The sequence below is a fragment of the Verrucomicrobiia bacterium genome (assembly GCA_019634625.1).
Taxonomy (GTDB): domain Bacteria; phylum Verrucomicrobiota; class Verrucomicrobiia; order Limisphaerales; family CAIMTB01; genus CAIMTB01.
Window position 1 is genome coordinate 1 of record JAHCBA010000026.1, and the last position, 16,554, is coordinate 16,554.

Here is a 16,554-nt window from a genome sequence, read left to right on the forward strand (position 1 = left end):
AGCCCTGACCCTCTACATCCACTTTCCCGGCTGGAGCGAACTCCTGGACTTCATGATGCGAGGTCTCGAATTGGGGCCGTACTCGAAAAAAGCCTGACCGGGTTCTCCGCCCCACCGCGGCCTTTCGGTCCGCGGGGCTTGCGCCTGCCCGAATCTCCCCTCCGCCCTCGTCTAGGGCCCTCCTCGTCGATCACGCCACCCTTCCACTACCCACGCGTCCACCCTCGCGCTCAGGCCACTCTTCCAAAATGAGAACTGCTGCGGCAATGGATCGCAGATTGCCCCCGGGGCGGGACTGGGCCTAGGGTTCCGGCCGTTCTCCCCGACCATGCGACGCCTTGCCTCCATTCTGATTGCCTGCTGGGCCGGCTACCTGCCTGCAGGCGAGGGGTCGGAGGCCTCGGCCCTGTGGTCGGGCGGGGTGCAGCGGCTGCTCGACGTCCATTGCGTGAAGTGCCACGGGCCGATCGAGCGGAAGAGCGGGCTCGAACTCGACACCCCGGAGGCGATCTGGAAGGGGGGGTACGACGGGGCGGTGGTGGTGCCGGGGGTGCCGGAGCAGAGCCGTCTCTACACCTACCTGGCGCCGGATTCCGACCCGCACATGCCGCCGCGCAAGCAGTTGACCGAGGCGGAGCAGGAGACGATCCGCGCGTGGATTGTGGCGTTGGGTGGGGAGGAAGGTTCTCCGGAACGGGTGGAGGAGTCGGAGCCGGAGCGGGCCTTCGCGTCGGTGGAGGAGGCCATTGACGGGTTTCTTTCGGAAACGTGGGCGGCGCGGGGGATCGAACCGGCGCCGGACCTGGATGACCGGACCTGGCTGCGGCGGGTGTACCTCGACCTGGCGGGTCGGATTCCGCGGGGCGACGAGGTGGAGGCGTTCATGGCGGCGCCGGGAACCGTGGCGGAGAAGCGGGCTGAACGGGTGGACCGGCTGCTCGGTTCGGACGAGCATGCGGTGCGCCTGAGGGAATTGTGGGATGTCTTCCTGATGGGCCGGGTGCGGCGGGAGAGTCACGAGGTGCGGCGTCGCGACCGCGGCTGGTGGGCGTACCTGGAGCGGGCGTTCCGGGAGGACCGGCCCTGGAACGACGTGGTGCGGGAGCTTCTGGTCGCGCGATCGTCGGGTGAGGAGGACCGGGGGGCGTCGTGGTTTCTGTTCGAGCGGCGCAACGATCACCAGGCGATCGCGGAAGCGGTCTCCCCGGTGGTGTACGGCGTGAGGATCGACTGCGCGCAGTGCCACGACCACGCGCTGGCCCGGGAGATCAAGCAGGCGCACTACTGGGGGCTGGTGGCGGCGTTTGCCCGGAGCCGGAACGTGGAAGGCACCGGAGACGTCGGGGAATCGGCGGTCGGCGGGCACGCGAACTTCACCAATCTCGAGAAGGAATCCCAACCGGCCCGGGTCGTTCTTCTCGACGGCCGGGTGCTGGACGATGCGCTGGACGATGCGCCGGTCGAAGGAGACACGACCGGGGAGGACCGGGATGCCCTGTATGTGGATCCGGAAGCGAAGGTGCGGGTTCCGAAACATTCCCGGCGGGCGACGTTTGCGGAGGCGGTCACGCGCGACAACCCGCGGCTGGCGCGGGCGATGGTCAACCGGCTCTGGGCCGTGCTGTTCGGTCGGGGCATCGTGCAGCCGGTGGACGAAATGACGGAGCGGAACGTGCCGGGTCATCCGGAGTTGCTGGAATGGTTGGCGGAGGATTTTGCGGGGAACGGGTACCGGGTGCGCCGGGTGATCCGGGGGATGGTTCTGAGCCGCGCCTACGGACTGGCCCGGGCGGACGTGCCGGAAGGGACGTTCGCGGGAGCGGGGGAGCGGCCGCTGACCGCCGAGCAACTGGCGAGGTCGTGGCGGGTGGCGTTGGGGTTGAGCCCGGAGGACGACGCGCTGCGCCGGGCGGTGGCGGCGGCGATGCCGGACGTGCTGCCCGAGATGTATGCGGCCAGCTACCAGCAGGCGCAGTTCCTGTCGCATGCGCCGGAACTGGAGGCGTTGCTGGAACCGGGACCGGGGAGTGCGGCAGAGCGTCTGGCGGCCGTGCCGGAGGTGGCCGTGCGGGTGCGGGAGGCCTTTCTGTGGGTGCATGGGCGGGAGCCGGATGCCGAGGAGGCGGCGGGCGCGGCAGCCTTCCTGCTGGGGCGGGAGGACCGGCCGGAGACGGCGACGCGCGACCTGTTGTGGGCCCTGCTGAACAGCGCCGAATTCCTGGTGATGCCGTGAACGAATCGCATGACTCCACGGGCCTGATGCCCGGCCAATGTCCGGTGGACGAACATCGGCTGCATCGGCGGTTGTTTCTGAAGGGACTGGCCGGGGGCGGCCTGGCGTCGGTGGCGAGCTTCTCGGGGCTGTTCGAAAACGCCGCCTTTGCCGAGGCGACCCGGAAGTCCGGGCGGCATTGCATCCTGCTGTGGCTTTGCGGGGCGCCGAGCCAGTTCGAGACGTGGGATCCGAAGCCGGGGCGCCCGACCGGAGGGCCGTTCGGGAGCATTCCGACCCGGATCCCGGGGGTCCATTTCTCGTCGCTGATGCCGCAGTGCGCCTCGATGGCCGACCGGCTGAACATCGTGCGGAGCATGAAGACCGCGCAACCGGAGCATCTGCAGGCGATCAACCTGCTGCAGCGCGGGAACCCGGAGCGGGCGGGCTTCACGCGGCCGACACTGGGAAGCGCGCTGTCGGAGGCGATCGGGCGGCTCGACGCGCCCATCCCGAACTTCATCTTCATCGATCCGATCCCGGGCGGGAACGAGTTCGAAGCCTTCAAGGCGGGCAACTGGGCGGGATGGCTCGGAGCGGAGCACGCGCCGGTGCGGATCGGCGGCGATTATTCCCGCGTCGTGCAAAGCGCGACCGACGCCATCCCCGAGCACGACCGGGAAACGCGGGAGACGTTGCGCCGGTTCCTGACCGCCAAGTTCGAGCGGGACCGTGGAAGCGGGGTGGCACGCAGCCAGAATGCGGCGTTCGAACGGATGCGCGGGATGGCGGCGAGCGCGCCGCTGTTCGATCTGGAGCGACTGCCGGCGAAGGACCGGGAGCGGTACGGTCCGGGGAGCTTCGCCCAGCACGCCCTGCTGGCGCGGCACCTGGTCGAGCACGGGGCGCCGTTCGTCATGGTCGCCAACGGGATGAACTGGGACAACCACGTCTTCCAGCACGAGATCCACCAGATGCTGGTGCCTGAACTGGACCGGGTGCTGTTCCACCTTGTCCACGACCTCGAGGAGCGCGGGCTGCTCGAATCGACGCTGGTGATCGCCATGGGTGAATTCGGCCGGACCCCCTGGCTCAACGCGGCGCGCGGGCGGGACCATTATCCCGATGCCTGGAGCCTGATGATGACCGGGTGCGGCTTGAAGCGGGGCGTGGTGACGGGCGCGACGGATGCCGATGGCGTGGACGTGATCGAGCGGCCGTACGACGAGCAGAACCTGTTTGCCACGATCTTCACGGCGCTGGGGATCGATCCCCATGCCGAGTATGACCTGCCCGGAATGCCCACCTTCCGCCGGGTCGAGGACCGGGCGAAACCCATTCGTGAACTGCTGGCCTGACCCATGAAGCTCACCCTCGCGCACGAACGCACCCTGCCCACCGGGGTGCTGGGACTGGCCCTGGCACCGGAGGGAACCCGCGCCTATGCGGCCTGCGTGGACGGAACGATCCTGGCCGTGGACCTGGAGAGCAGCGCCGTCGGGACGTTCGCGACCACGCATGCCTCTTTTGCCAGCGGGTGTGTCCTGCTTCCGGACGGCCGGACCCTGATCTCGGGCGGGTACGATGGCGTGCTGCTCTGGCACGACGTGGCCACCCGGCGGGCATGGCGGCGGGTCGTGGCGCACCGGTTCTGGAGCTGGCAACTGGCGTTGTCACCGGATGGCCGCCGGGTGGCCAGCGTCACCGGCCAGTACCTGCCGGGGGGGTGGAAGTACGAACCCGCCGCGGAGACGGAATCGTCGGTGCGGGTGTTCGAGACCGCGAGCGGGGACCCGGTGGCGGCGTTTTCCCACGGACCGCCGGTGTTGAGTTGTGCCTTCTCGCCGGACGGGGGGCATCTGGCGGCCGCCAACATGATGGGCGAGATGCGGGTCTGGGATCTGGGCGCGGGTGGGGCGGGAGCGCCGGCGGGGCACTGGACGGCGCCGGACTTCACCTCGTGGGGCACGATCAAAACGCACCATTACTGCGGCGGGATCTACGGGCTGGCGTTCGCACCTGACGGGACGTCGCTGCTGGGATGCGGCATGGGGCCGATGACCGACCCGATGGCAGGCAACGGGAGAATGACCTGGGAGCGGTGGGCCTGGCGCACAGGGGAACGGCTGGACCGGATTCGCGACGGGGAGCGGGGGTCGGGTCTGATGGAGACGGTGGCGTGGCATCCGGACGGGCGGCATTTCGTCATGGCGGGCCGGCAGGCCCAGGGGACCTGGAATGCGGCGGTGTTCAACGCTGCGGAAGGCGGCCTCGTGCATTCGCTCGACAACAAGATGCGCGTCACCCAGGCACGATTTGACCGGGACGGCGGGTGGCTGGTCCTGGCGGGGGCCGTCAGCCAACCAGCCCGCAAGGACGGAGCCTGGCCGGCGTGGGGACGGTTGCAGCGTTACCGGGTGGAAGGGGCGTCCTGACGGGTGCCGGGCGGTGCATCCCCAAGTTGTCGGTAACGAGCCAGCGAATCGGAGGGACGAGCTCCGCGAGTCCTCAACCCAACGCTCCACACCGTTGCGGCCTCGTGGAACTCGACCCTCCGAAGCGCCGCTTGGCGCCATTCGCGGCTTTACCCACAACTCCGGGATGCACGGGGTGCCGGGGAAGGGCCATGAAGAATCTCTCAGCCGCCGCCGTTGTCCGGTAACCTCTCCCGCGCCGTGTCTCAGGAAGCCCTTGCATGGACACCATCCCTTCGCCCACCTGCCCCGCCTGCGGCACCGAAATCCCGGCCGACGCGCCACAAGCCCTCTGCCCGCGCTGTGCCCTCGGCGGCGCCGCCGCCCCTACCGACTCCGCCACGGCCCGCGGCGAACCGCCCTCGCTCGACGCCGTGCGCGCCGCGTTCCCCCAGCTCGAAATCCTGGGCCTGCTCGGTGCGGGCGGCATGGGCTTCGTCTTCCAGGCCCGCCAGCCGCATCTCGAACGGCTGGTGGCTCTGAAGCTCCTTCCCGTTCCCCTCGCCGCGGACCCGCACTTCTCCGAACGCTTCCTACGCGAGGGCCGTCTGCTCGCACGCCTGGCCCATCCCGGCATCGTCAGCGTGCATGACTTCGGACAGGCCGGCGGCTTCGCCTACCTCCTGATGGAATACGTGGACGGCGTGAACCTCCGGGTAGCCATGAACGCCGGACGGTTTACGCCCGCCGAGGCTCTCGCGCTGGTGCCCGGAATCTGCGAGGCCCTCCAGTACGCGCATGAACGGGGTGTCCTTCACCGCGACATCAAACCGGAAAACCTGCTGCTCGACGCGCAGGGCCGCGTGAAGATCGCCGACTTCGGCATCGCCAAGCTGGTCGGCGCCCCGGCCCGCGGGGGCACCCTCACCGCCAGCGGAGCACGCCTCGGCACACCCCAGTACATGGCGCCCGAGCAGATCGAGCAGCCCGCCGCCGTGGACCATCGCGCCGACATTTACAGCCTGGGCGTGGTCTTCTACGAGATGCTCACAGGCGAACTGCCCCTGGGCCGCTTCGCGCCGCCGTCCCGGAAGACACCGCTCGACGCACGCGTGGACCGGATCGTGCTGCGTGCGCTGGCCAAGGAACGCGAACTGCGCCAGCAGAGTGCCGCCGAGGTGAAAACCGAGGTGGAAGGACTCGCCGCTCCGGAGGGGCGGACTGCCACGATTTCAGGCAACGAGGGCTCCGACGCGACCGCCCCCGCAGGAGCCCGCCCCTCCGAGTACAAGTCCGCCCGCACGCTCTTCGGCCTCCCGCTGCTGCACATCGTTCGCGGATCGGATCCCGTCACGGGGCGGGTTCGCGAGGCGCGCGGCATCGTGGCGATCGGTGGCCATGCGACGGGCGTCCTGGCCATCGGCGGGCTGGCACGGGGTGCCATCGCCTTCGGCGGCGTGGCGTTCGGCCTCTTCGCGTTCGGCGGTCTGGCATTCGGCGTCGCCACCGTGGGCGGACTGGCCGTGGGCCTGTTCAGCTTCGGCGGGCTGGCCGTGGGACTGATCCTGGCACTGGGCGGCGTTGCGGCCGGATGGAACGGGTTTGGCGGGTTGGTGGTGGCGCACCAGGGCATCGGCGGATTCATGGCCGTCGGCCACCGGCTGCCGGCCACCGGTGCGGCAGGAACACTCATCCGCTCGCTGCCGTGGCTGTGGATTCCCATCGTGCCGCTCTCGCTGGTGCCTGGACTGGTGTCGGCGTGGGCATACCGGAAGCTGGATCGGGCCGGAGCCGGCCCGCGCCCGAACCCCTGGCCGCACGAACCGCATCGGCGCCGCTGAACCCGCATCCGTGGAAACGACATCTTCAACCCCTCGAAGCCCCGTGGCAGCAACCGCCACCCAAACCGCCTTCGCCCCCACACGATGGTCGCTCGTGCTGGCGGCGCAGGGCGACGCGCCCTCCGCGCGGGTTGCGCTGGGCGAACTCTGCGAGGCGTACTGGCCGGCCGTCATCCGCTTCCTGCGCCGCGAGGGCCGCGACGCCGATGCCGCGCAGGAACTGGCGCAGGAGTTCTTTGCCCGCGTGCTTGCGGGCCCGGGCTTCGCCGGGGCGGATCCGGCCCGCGGTCGCTTCCGAAGCTTCCTGCTCGGCGCGCTCAAACACTTCCTTGCCGACACACGAAAGCACGACCGGCGGCTGAAACGCGCCGCGGAACGGGTGCCGTTCCATGCACCCGACGACGCCACCGCAGCCGCCGCTGAACCCGTCGCGCCGGCGGACGCGGGCGACGCCTTCTTCGACCGGGCCTGGGCGCTGGCGGTGATGGACCGCGCCCTTGCGGCGCTGGCGGCCGAGGCGGCGGCGGCCGGACGGGCGGAACACTTCGCCACGCTCAAACCCTGGCTCGCCGGCGGTGCGGCAGACCTGACGCAGGCGGCGGCCGCGGCGCAGCTCGGGATGGGCGAGGGCGCGGTGAAGGTGGCCATTCACCGCCTGCGCCGGCGCTTCCGCCAGTGGGTCCGTGCCGAAGTCGCCCAAACCCTCGGCCCCGGCGACCATGTGGACGAAGAACTGCGCTACCTGGTGGACGTGCTGGCCAAGGCACAGCAGCGGGCCGGAGAGTCGGGGTCAGATCTCTGAATTTGACATTTACCGTCGAGTCGCGCCCTGGCGGGTCTCGAATTGTCAAATTCAGAGATCTGACCCCGAAGCCCCCTCAGGGCTGGCGCCGTCCCGTGCGCGCCTCCCCCGAAACGCGAAGGACCACCGACTCCGCAGTCCCGTCGGGTCCCGTCCGAAAATCGATCTCCCCATCAAAACTCCGGATGTAGAAGCGATCCCTCGACTCCGCATGCAACGGGAAGGTCATGCCCCGCCCCGGGAACCCGAAGGTCGCCTCCAGCAAATCCCCCGGCCGCGCGATCGACACCGTCAGCCCGTCCTCAAACCGGAAGGTCCCCCGAAGCCGGTCCAGCGTCGCCCGTGAAAACACCATCTCCGCCCGCCGCGCGTCCGCCCCCAGTTCGCGAACCCAGATGTTCCGGAACCGCACCGGGTTCCCGTGGTCCTGCAGCGAAAGGGGCAGCTTGTCGGCATGAGGCCGGTAGGGCTGGCGCTGCAGCCATCCGGTCGGCCCGACCAGCGCCACCTCGTGCTGCACCAGTACCCCATTGTGGAAGACCGTCATGCGCGCCGGCGACACCACCCGCCCCTCCGCATCGAACCGGGGCCTCGTGAAAATGATGTCGTAACTCTGCCACTCGCCCGCCGGGCGCGCGGCGTTGACCAGCGGCGGATGCTGCCCGTACACGGCCCCCGCCTGCCCGTCGGCGTAAGTCTCGTTGTCGTGCGAATCGAGGATCTGCACCTCGTACTGTCCCATCAGGAACACCCCGCTGTTGCCGCGCCCCTGGCTGCTCCCCCGCGGTGGCGTCGGAGCCGCCCATTCCAGATGCACCTGGCAGTCGCCAAACGCCCGCAGGCTCCGGACGTATCCCCCGCCCCGCACGCACTCCAACGCCCCGTCGCGAATCACCCATCGCGGCGGGCTCCCATCCGCCGCCACCCATCCGTCCAGACTCGACCCGTCGAACAGCACCACGGCATCGGACGGCGCACGCCCCGCGCGGTCGGGCGTGCTGGCGCTTCCGGGATCGATGATCGGCGGCAGGGGCCGCGTCCGGTCGTGCTGCGGCCAGTCAAACACCGGATTCGCCACCACCGTCAGGGTTGCCGGCACAAGGGCCGCCGCCAGGCGCAAAGTCGCAGGAAGTCTCATGGGTCGTATCGGAGTCGCGTCCAGCTTGCCGCCAATCGTCCCCCCATGACCAGCGCGGACCTATCCCCCCACGGCCTCCCGGAATGGACCGGGGCCGCTCTTGGACCGGCGCGCCCATCGCCCATCTGCTGGATCCCTCAGCCGTCCTCGCCTACCCTCCCGGCGTTCCGAAGCCCTTTGCCATGCGCCCCCATCGCCTTCCCTGCTGGTGCCCGGCCCGCGCCGCGGCCGTCTTCGTCCTTGCCACCCTTGGCGCCGGGGCGATCGATCCATCCGACACCCGCCTCGCCTCGGACCCGGCCGTCAGTGCAACCCACCTCGCCTTCGCCTACGCCAACGACCTTTGGATCGCGGCCCCCGATGGCGCCCAACCGCGCCGCCTGACCACCCATCCCGGCATCGAATCCGGCCCCGTCTTCTCGCCCGACGGTTCCCTGGTGGCCTTCACCGGCCGCTACGAAGGCAACACCGATGTCTATGTCGTCCCCTCCTCCGGCGGCGTCCCGCGTCGCCTGACCTGGCATCCCGGCGACGACATCGCATTGGGGTTCACTCCCGACGGCCGATCCATCCTCTTCAGCTCCGCCCGCGAAGTGTACACCGGCCGCTATACCCAGCTCTTCACCGTCCCCGTCGAAGGCGGCTTCCCCGCCCGGCTCCCCATCCCCAACGCCAGCCGCGCCGCCATCGCCCCGGACGGCCGCACCATCGCCTACGTCCCCCTCGCCGAACCCTTCCGCCAGTGGAAACACTACCGGGGCGGCCGGACCTCCCGCATCCTCCTCTTCGACACCACCACCCATGAGGTCGAACAGGTCCCCCAACCCCAGGGCCGCTGCAACGACACCGATCCCATGTGGCTCGGCGATCGCCTCTGCTTCCGGTCCGACCGCGATGGAGAATTCAACCTCTTCACCTTCGACCCCGCCCACCGCGCCGTCACCCGCCTGACCCACCATGCCGACTTCCCCGTCCTCGGCGCCTCGGCCGGCGGCGGTCGTATCGCCTACGAACAGGCCGGCAGCCTGCACCTCTTCCAGCCGGACACCTCCGAATCCACCCGCCTGCGCCTCGCCCTCACCACCGATCTTCTCGAAGTCCGACCCCGCTGGGCCTCCGGCACCTCCTGGCTCCGCGGCTACCACCCCTCCCCCTCCGGCAATCGCCTGGCCATCGAGTTCCGCGGCGAGATCCTCACCCTGCCCCGCGAAAAGGGCGAGGACCGCAACCTCACCCAATCGCCCGGCACCCACGACCGCTCCCCCGCCTGGTCGCCCGACGGACGCTGGATCGCCTGGTTCTCCGACACCTCCGGCAACTACGACCTCCACATCGCCCCCCAGGACGGACAGGGGCCCACCCGAATCCTCCCCCTCCGCGGCCCCGGCTTCTACGCCAACCCGAAATGGTCCCCCGACTCCCGCCGCATCAGCTTCACCGACAACGCCCATTCGATTCATTTCATCGACCTCGCCACCGCCCAGCAGACCCGCGTCTCGACCGACGCCATCTTCGGTCCCGCCCCCGCCCTCCATCACGCCTGGTCCCCCGATTCCCGATGGATCGCCCACACCCGCAACACCCCCACCTACCACCAGCAGATCTTCCTCTTCTCCGTCGCCGACGGGCGCTCCTTCGCCGTCACCGATGGCCTCGCCGACGCCCATACCCCGGTCTTCGATCCCGACGGCCGGTTCCTCTACTTCCTCGTCTCCACCGACGCCGGCCCCGTCCGCGACTGGTTCTCCCAGGCCAGCGCCGATATGCGCGCCGTCCAGCGCCCCTACCTGGCCGTCCTCCCCAGGGACGTTCCCTCTCCCCTCGCCCCCGAATCCGACGAGGAAAAGCCCGATCCCCAGCCCGCACCAGACACTGAACCCGCCTCCGACACCTCCCCCGAGGCGGGCGGGAAATCCAGGAACTCCAAAGACCCCAAAGACCCCGAAGGCTCCAAGGCTCCGCCCGAAACCCGCTTCGACCCGGAAGGCCTCGCCTCCCGCATCCTCGCTCTCCCCCTTCCCGCCGGAGCCTATGCCGACCTCGCCGTCGGAACCGCCGGCCAGCTCTTCTACCGCCGCGCCCCGACCGCCGACGCCGATTCCCAACACGCCGTCTTCCGCTACGACCTTGCCCCGCGCAAGGAAACCCGGCTGCTCGAACACGCCGACAGCCTCGAGGTCGTCCCCGGAGGCAAACGCGCCCTCCTCCGCATCAAGGAAGCCCTCCACCTCGTGGACCTCGGCGACAAGCCCGACCTCTCCCGCTTCAAGATCGATCTCGACCGGGTCCGCGTCCGCGTCGATCCGCCATCCGAATGGGCCCAGATCTTCCACGAAGCCTGGCGCATCAATCGCGATTTCTTCTACGACCCCGGCTTCCATGGCGCCAACTGGCCCGCCATGCGCGCCAGGTACGAAGCCTTCCTCCCCCACCTCACCTCCCGCGAGGACCTCTTCCGCGTCATCCAGTGGATGCTCTCCGAACTCGCCGTCGGCCACTCCTACCAGTCCCCGGGCGACCGCGCCTTCCCCGCCGACACCATTCCCGTCGGCCTGCTCGGCGCCGACTACGAGATCACCGACGGACGTTACCGCTTCCGCAAGGTCTTCGGCGGCCTCAACTGGAACCCCGACCTCCGCTCGCCCCTCACCGAACCCGGCGTCAACGTCCGGGAAGGCGAGTACCTCCTGGCCGTCGCCGGACGCGACCTCCATCCCCCCGACAACCTCTACCGCGCCTTCGAACGCCTCGCCGGTCGCCCCGTCGAGATCACCGTCGGCCCCAACCCCGACGGCACCCATGCCCGCACCGTCCGCGTGGTACCCCTCGAAAGCGAACTCGCCCTCCGCAACCGCGACTGGGTCGAAGGCAACCTCCGGCGCGTCACCGAAGCCACCGCCGGTCGCGTCGCCTACGTGTACGTCCCCAACACCGCCGCCCTCGGCCACACCTACTTCAAACGCTACTTCTTCCCCCAGGCCGATCGCGAAGCCATCATCGTGGACGAACGCCACAACGGCGGCGGTCTCGTCGCCGACTACTACATCGACATCCTCCGCCGCCCGGTGACGGCCCGCTGGGCCATGCGCTACGGACCCGACCTCAAGACCCCCATCGCCGGCATTCACGGCCCCAAGGTCATGCTCATCGACGAAACCGCTGGTTCCGGCGGCGATCTCCTTCCCTGGATGTTCCGCCAGCTCGAACTCGGCCCCCTCATCGGCAGACGCACCTGGGGCGGGCTCGTCGGCATTCTCGGCTTCCCCGTCCTCATGGACGGCGGCCGCATCACCGCCCCCAACCTCGCCTTCTGGAACAAGGACGGCTTCGGCATCGAAAACGAAGGCGTCGCCCCGGACATCGAAGTCGAACAAACCCCGAAGGAAGTCATCGCCGGCCGCGATCCCCAGCTCGAAACCGCCATCCAGGTGATCCTCCAGCAGCTCGCCGAATCCCCAACCCGCCATCCCGTCCGCCCCCCCTTCCCCGTCCGCACCCGCCCCGCCCTCAGCCCCTGACTCCACCTTCGCCCAGGGGGAACTCCGCCAACGTCCGATGGCCCTTCGGCGCCCGCCGTCGCAGGGCGTCGCCCAATCCATCCAGAAATTCCGCCGCCTCGCCGGCCGGAGGCCACATCCCGAGAAACAGCCGCATCGACGTCCAGCATCCCACGTCACCCACGGCAATGCGATTCCCGTCGCCGCCCGCATCTGGTACACGATGCCCAACCAATCCCCACGCCAGTCCACCCTCCAGCCGCCATGAACCCATCCGTTCCCTCCCCTTCCCTCCCGACCCGCCGCACCTTCCTCGCCTCGACCGGCGCCGCCGCCGCGCTCCTGGTCTCGCCCCGAACCGCCTTCGGGTCGGACGCCAACAGCCGCGTCTCCTGGGGCCTGATCGGATGCGGCGGGCGAGGCCGCTGGATCGCCGACCTGTTCAGGAAGCATGGCGGCTACGAGTTGTCGGCCGTCGCGGACTACTTCCCCGAGCGCACCTCGAGTGTTGGCAGTGAGTTCGGCGTCCCCGGGGAACGCCGGTTCTCCGGACTCTCCGGTTACCAACGTCTGCTCGAACTGTCCCTCGACGCCGTGGTCATCCAGACACCGCCGTATTTCCATCCCCAACAGGCCGCCGACGCCGTCGATGCCGGCAGGCACGTCTTCCTCGCCAAACCCGTCGCCGTCGATGTCCCGGGCTGCCTCTCCATCGAACAGTCCGGACGACGGGCCACCGACAAGCGGCTCTGTTTCCTGGTGGATTTCCAGACCCGCGCCCACCCGGCCTATCAGGAAGTGGCCCGCTGGATTCACCAGGGACGCATCGGCAGGATCGTATCCGTCGAATCCAACTACCAGACCAGCCTCATGTTCGCCCAGATGGGCGAGCAGCTCGCCCGCGACCCCGACAACCCCGAACTCCGCCTCCGCTGCTGGGCCATCGACAAGGTCCTCTCCGGCGATGTGATCACCGAGCAGAACATCCATTCCCTCGACGTCGCCACCTGGTTCCTCGACGCCAACCCCGTCCGGGCCGTCGGCACCGGCGGAAGGGTCCGTCCCTTCGGCACCTGCTGGGATCACTTCGCGGTCCTCTACACCTTCCCCGACCAGGTCATCGCCACCTTCAGCTCCAAACAGGTCGGTCACGGTTACGACGACATCCTCTGTCGTGCCTATGGCACCGAAGGGACCGCCGACACCCATTACTTCGGGGAAGTCTGGGTCCGCTCCCGCGAGGACGGCTACCACGGCGGACGCCTCGGCAATCTCTACACCGAGGGAGCCGTCAACAACATCGCCACCTTCCATCGCGACATCCTCGCCGGCCGCACCGACAATCCCACGGTCCAACCCAGCGTCCGCAGCAATCTCACCACCATCCTTGGCGGCGCCGCGGCCTACGCCCAGGGCGAAGTCACCTGGACCGGACTCCTCCGCCGCGCCGAGAAATGGGAGTTCCCCACCCACCGACTCCAATCCTGATATCTCGACCGGGTCGGGCATCCAATCCCTCATGGATCCCCGCGACGCCGCACTCTCGACTCGACTCTGTCCCAGAAATGGCGGAACGACGCGGAGTGGGGCCGCGCCCGCCCAGGGTCAAACTTGGTTGCCATGGACTTTGCGAAGTCGATCTCATTAAAGCTGGCCTGCTTGCCAAGGCGGTTCCGCAGGAGCGAGCGCACCTTGCCCTTGGCAACCCTTCCAGTATCCGAGGGTGCACTCCATGCGCATCCCGGAATCACGGCGTTGATCGCGGCCGCATCAGCCAGGTACCATGATTCCAGTTCCTTGACCGCAATGCACACCTGAAGGAAGCGGGCGCCCTTGTCTGGAAGAAGCACGACACTCCGGACTGCCGCATCAAACAGTTCAAAGACACTTCCCAGGCAGGGGTCGTCGTCGAGATCCACAAGGACGAATCCAGCCGTGTAGCGGCAGTCGCGGAAAGTCTCCAGCAGTTTTGGCGTTTCGCGGATGAGTTTGTCGCGGTTCTTCATGTTTCTCACGTCAAACCTGCAACCGCGAAAATGCTTGTGGAAAACCTTGTTCCAGAACTGATAGTCCGAAGGTCCCTCGACCCCGATGCCGATGGTCATGGTATCCCTCCCAGGGTCCCCTGCTCCCATAGTTCACCCAGACGGAAGTGTTTGCGAAAGGACTTGATCTCCGCCACCTCCGAGGCGTGGCGGACCACCGTGAATCCTTCAGCCTTGTCACATAAAAGCACTTCCTCCGGCTCCAGTTCGTCGAGGAAATCCGGATTGTGAGTTGTGACGAGCACCTGACGGGTTTCCGAGGCCGTACGAAGCAGTTCCACAATGTGCCCGGACAGGTGCGGGTGCAGGCCATTCTCCGGTTCCTCGATGGCAAGCAGCGTCGATCGGCGGGCCGACCAGTGCGCGATGACCATCAAGGCCAGCAGGCGGATGGTGCCATCGGAAACGGACCGGGGATTAATGGCACCACGGATGCGGTCCTCAACCACTTGAAAAGTCCACTTGCCCTCAACTTCGAGCGGCTTTGTCCGTACGCTCTTGAATCCCGGCACGGCACCGCGAAGACCGTTCAGAATCTGATCCAGCGAACCCTCATCCCCGTGTTGCTTCTCCAATTTGTGCAAAATGGCGGCAAGGAACTCCCCCGATTCGCCAAGCGCCAGCTCGGGCACTTCCTTGCACGGCTGCCGGGCAATCGAGGGGCTGATGTTGTAAAAGGACCACCCTTCGATGTAGTCGCGGAACAAAACCAGCGGTGGGCTCAAAAACGCCGCGCCAGCCGCCAGCCGCGAGCTGTCCCGGGCCTCGATGGGAATCGACTCGGTTGGAGTCTTGCGAAAAATGCCGTCGTGGAGGATGACCTCACTCCGGGTGCGCTCCATCCTGTATCGCAACTCGGTTTCACTCCCTTCCGTGGCTTCAACCATGACCACCCCAAGATTCTCTCGCAGCACGAGTGGCTCTTCATCATTCGACCGGACATCGATCTCCACAAGGTAATCGAACGACCTGACATTCAGGGGGGCCGCCTTCACACGCCGGAATGTTCCCAGCTTCGCACCATCGATCCTGAGAAGCAGCCGGACTGGCTTCGCCTCCTTGCGTTCACGCTGGATCTTGTTGCGAACCTCGCCCGGCCCTTCAAACTCGCCCACCGCAATCTCCACGTTCTGCAGCAATGCGATCTTCAGGAAACGGAGTGCTGAGAGAAGATTCGTCTTGCCAGAAGCATTGGCACCTACAACGAAATTCAGGGGTCGCAGAGATAGCGGATTCATCTCAGAACCGAAACTCTTGAAGTTCTCGACCTGAAGACGGGTGATCATAACGACCGTGCGATGGTCGCGGAGGAGCCAGTCGTTGTAAACGCCATACCGGAGGGATGACAGTCATTGGTCGCGGGTCGAACCCCGGCCAATTTCTGGAACCCCTCCCGATTTCACCGTCGGTCCTTCCGCGCAATGGATGTCCCGCCCCCTCATCGAACCTCAAAATCCCGCCCGCCGCTCCGCGGCGGGCGGGGCCTCCGGGCTTCGTCCCTCAGCCCCGGCTCCGCCTCTCCGGCCCCCCAATCCGGTCGCTCCGCTCCCTCCCGGCTCCGCCGCCTAAAGCTCCTGACCTGCGGCCAAGCGAAAGCCCCGGAAGTAGTCCCGGAAGCCAGGGTCCCTGAGGGACCGGAAGGCGGCACGGCAGTCGCGCGCGCGGTCGATCCACGAGCCGCCGCGGACCACCCGGTTGGCGCCATCCTCTGCGGGGTCATGCTCAGGATCCACCACCTCCTCCGCACCGTACGAGGACCACCCATCCCGGCACCACTCCCAGACGTTCCCGTGCATGTCGTAAAGCCCCCATGCATTGGGACGCTTCTCCTTCACGTCGTGGGTTTGCCCTCCGCTGTTTTCGCCATACCACCCCAGCCGCTCCAGGGCCGGGTCCTTCCCTCCCGGCACCGTGCAGGCCGAGCCGTCATGAAACGCTCCCGTCGTCCCGGCCCGGCACGCATACTCCCACTGCGCCTCCGTCGGCAGGGTGGCAGACAGGCCGGGAACCGCTTCCGACAATTGTGCGGCGAACGCGACCCCCTCGCGCCACGTCACCCGCTCCACGGGACGCCGTTCGCCCTGGAACTGGCTGGGATTCTCTCCCATCAGCGCCATCCACTGTGCCTGGGTCACCGGCGTCTCCCCCATCCAGAATCCCTGGGTCAGGGTGACCTCGTGCTGTGGCCCCTCATCGTCCCAGCGCCCCGTCTCGTCCTCCGGCGATCCCATGCGAAACCGCCCTCTCGGAATCCAGCGCCACACGAACTCCACGCCCTTCAAGGTGAACGCCGCAAACACCCCATGCCGATCCTCCCCGAACACCTCCGCCCACACGGGCGGAAAGAAGGGGATCAACGGTGCCTCGATGACGTCGGGTTTGCTCACGGGAGAACCAGCGCCGCCAACCCTCGCCTCCTCCACCCCATGCGCCCCTCCTCCGCCATCCCGGAGGGATGACAGACATTAGCCGGGGGTCGAACCCGGCCCCGCGGGTTCGACCCCCGGTTCCCATCCCATTTCGTCCTCACCCCGGCCGGGGTGACACCGACACCGCCCCATGGAACCTCCCATCGCCTCCACACCCCCTGCGACCCCGTCCGGGG

At 68.1% G+C, this 16,554-nt stretch carries 12 protein-coding genes; 8 read left to right on the plus strand and 4 right to left on the minus strand.

Features of this window, described 5'->3' with window-relative positions:
• Positions 1-328: 328 nt before the first annotated feature.
• The 5 genes from KF833_15260 (at position 329) to KF833_15280 (ending at position 7,269) form a co-directional block, all read left to right on the plus strand.
• Positions 329-2,233, plus strand: coding sequence for a DUF1549 domain-containing protein (locus tag KF833_15260; protein MBX3746666.1), 1,905 nt, complete (start codon positions 329-331; stop codon positions 2,231-2,233).
• A 26-nt stretch (positions 2,234-2,259) separates the two neighbouring features.
• Positions 2,260-3,570, plus strand: a complete 1,311-nt coding sequence (locus KF833_15265; GenBank protein MBX3746667.1) for a DUF1501 domain-containing protein — start codon at positions 2,260-2,262, stop codon at positions 3,568-3,570.
• 3 nt (positions 3,571-3,573) lie between these two features.
• The gene (locus tag KF833_15270; protein ID MBX3746668.1) at positions 3,574-4,647 is read left to right on the plus strand and encodes a hypothetical protein; all 1,074 of its coding nucleotides are present in this window, start codon (positions 3,574-3,576) and stop codon (positions 4,645-4,647) included.
• 260 nt (positions 4,648-4,907) lie between these two features.
• Entirely contained in the window at positions 4,908-6,467 is a 1,560-nt protein-coding gene (locus tag KF833_15275; protein MBX3746669.1) for a serine/threonine protein kinase, read from the plus strand.
• A 43-nt stretch (positions 6,468-6,510) separates the two neighbouring features.
• Positions 6,511-7,269, plus strand: a complete 759-nt coding sequence (locus tag KF833_15280) for a sigma-70 family RNA polymerase sigma factor (GenBank protein MBX3746670.1) — start codon at positions 6,511-6,513, stop codon at positions 7,267-7,269.
• 76 nt (positions 7,270-7,345) lie between these two features.
• On the opposite strand, the gene KF833_15285 is transcribed toward KF833_15280, so the two are convergent.
• On the minus strand, positions 7,346-8,407 hold the full coding sequence (locus KF833_15285; protein ID MBX3746671.1) for a DUF1080 domain-containing protein: 1,062 nt from the start codon (positions 8,405-8,407) through the stop codon (positions 7,346-7,348).
• 182 nt (positions 8,408-8,589) lie between these two features.
• Between KF833_15285 and KF833_15290 the strand changes: the two genes are divergently transcribed.
• Genes KF833_15290 through KF833_15300 form a run of 3 tightly spaced genes read left to right on the plus strand, consistent with a single transcriptional unit; the run spans position 8,590 to position 13,392 of the window.
• On the plus strand, positions 8,590-11,925 hold the full coding sequence (locus KF833_15290; protein MBX3746672.1) for a PD40 domain-containing protein: 3,336 nt from the start codon (positions 8,590-8,592) through the stop codon (positions 11,923-11,925).
• A gap of 37 nt (positions 11,926-11,962) precedes the next feature.
• Positions 11,963-12,172, plus strand: coding sequence for a hypothetical protein (locus tag KF833_15295; protein ID MBX3746673.1), 210 nt, complete (start codon positions 11,963-11,965; stop codon positions 12,170-12,172).
• Positions 12,169-13,392, plus strand: a complete 1,224-nt coding sequence (locus KF833_15300; protein MBX3746674.1) for a Gfo/Idh/MocA family oxidoreductase — start codon at positions 12,169-12,171, stop codon at positions 13,390-13,392. The genes KF833_15295 and KF833_15300 overlap by 4 nt, the downstream gene beginning before the upstream one ends.
• Before the next feature lie 29 nt (positions 13,393-13,421).
• Here the strand turns inward: KF833_15300 and KF833_15305 are convergent, their stop codons facing one another.
• The 3 genes from KF833_15305 to KF833_15315 form a co-directional block, all read right to left on the minus strand.
• A complete protein-coding gene (locus KF833_15305) occupies positions 13,422-14,009 on the minus strand; it encodes a DUF4276 family protein (protein MBX3746675.1) in 588 nt (195 codons plus the stop codon).
• A complete protein-coding gene (locus KF833_15310; GenBank protein ID MBX3746676.1) occupies positions 14,006-15,235 on the minus strand; it encodes an AAA family ATPase in 1,230 nt (409 codons plus the stop codon). The genes KF833_15305 and KF833_15310 overlap by 4 nt, the downstream gene beginning before the upstream one ends.
• Before the next feature lie 279 nt (positions 15,236-15,514).
• Positions 15,515-16,318: a formylglycine-generating enzyme family protein gene (locus KF833_15315; GenBank protein ID MBX3746677.1), complete on the minus strand. Its 804-nt coding sequence runs from the start codon at positions 16,316-16,318 to the stop codon at positions 15,515-15,517.
• Positions 16,319-16,554: the final 236 nt, after the last annotated feature.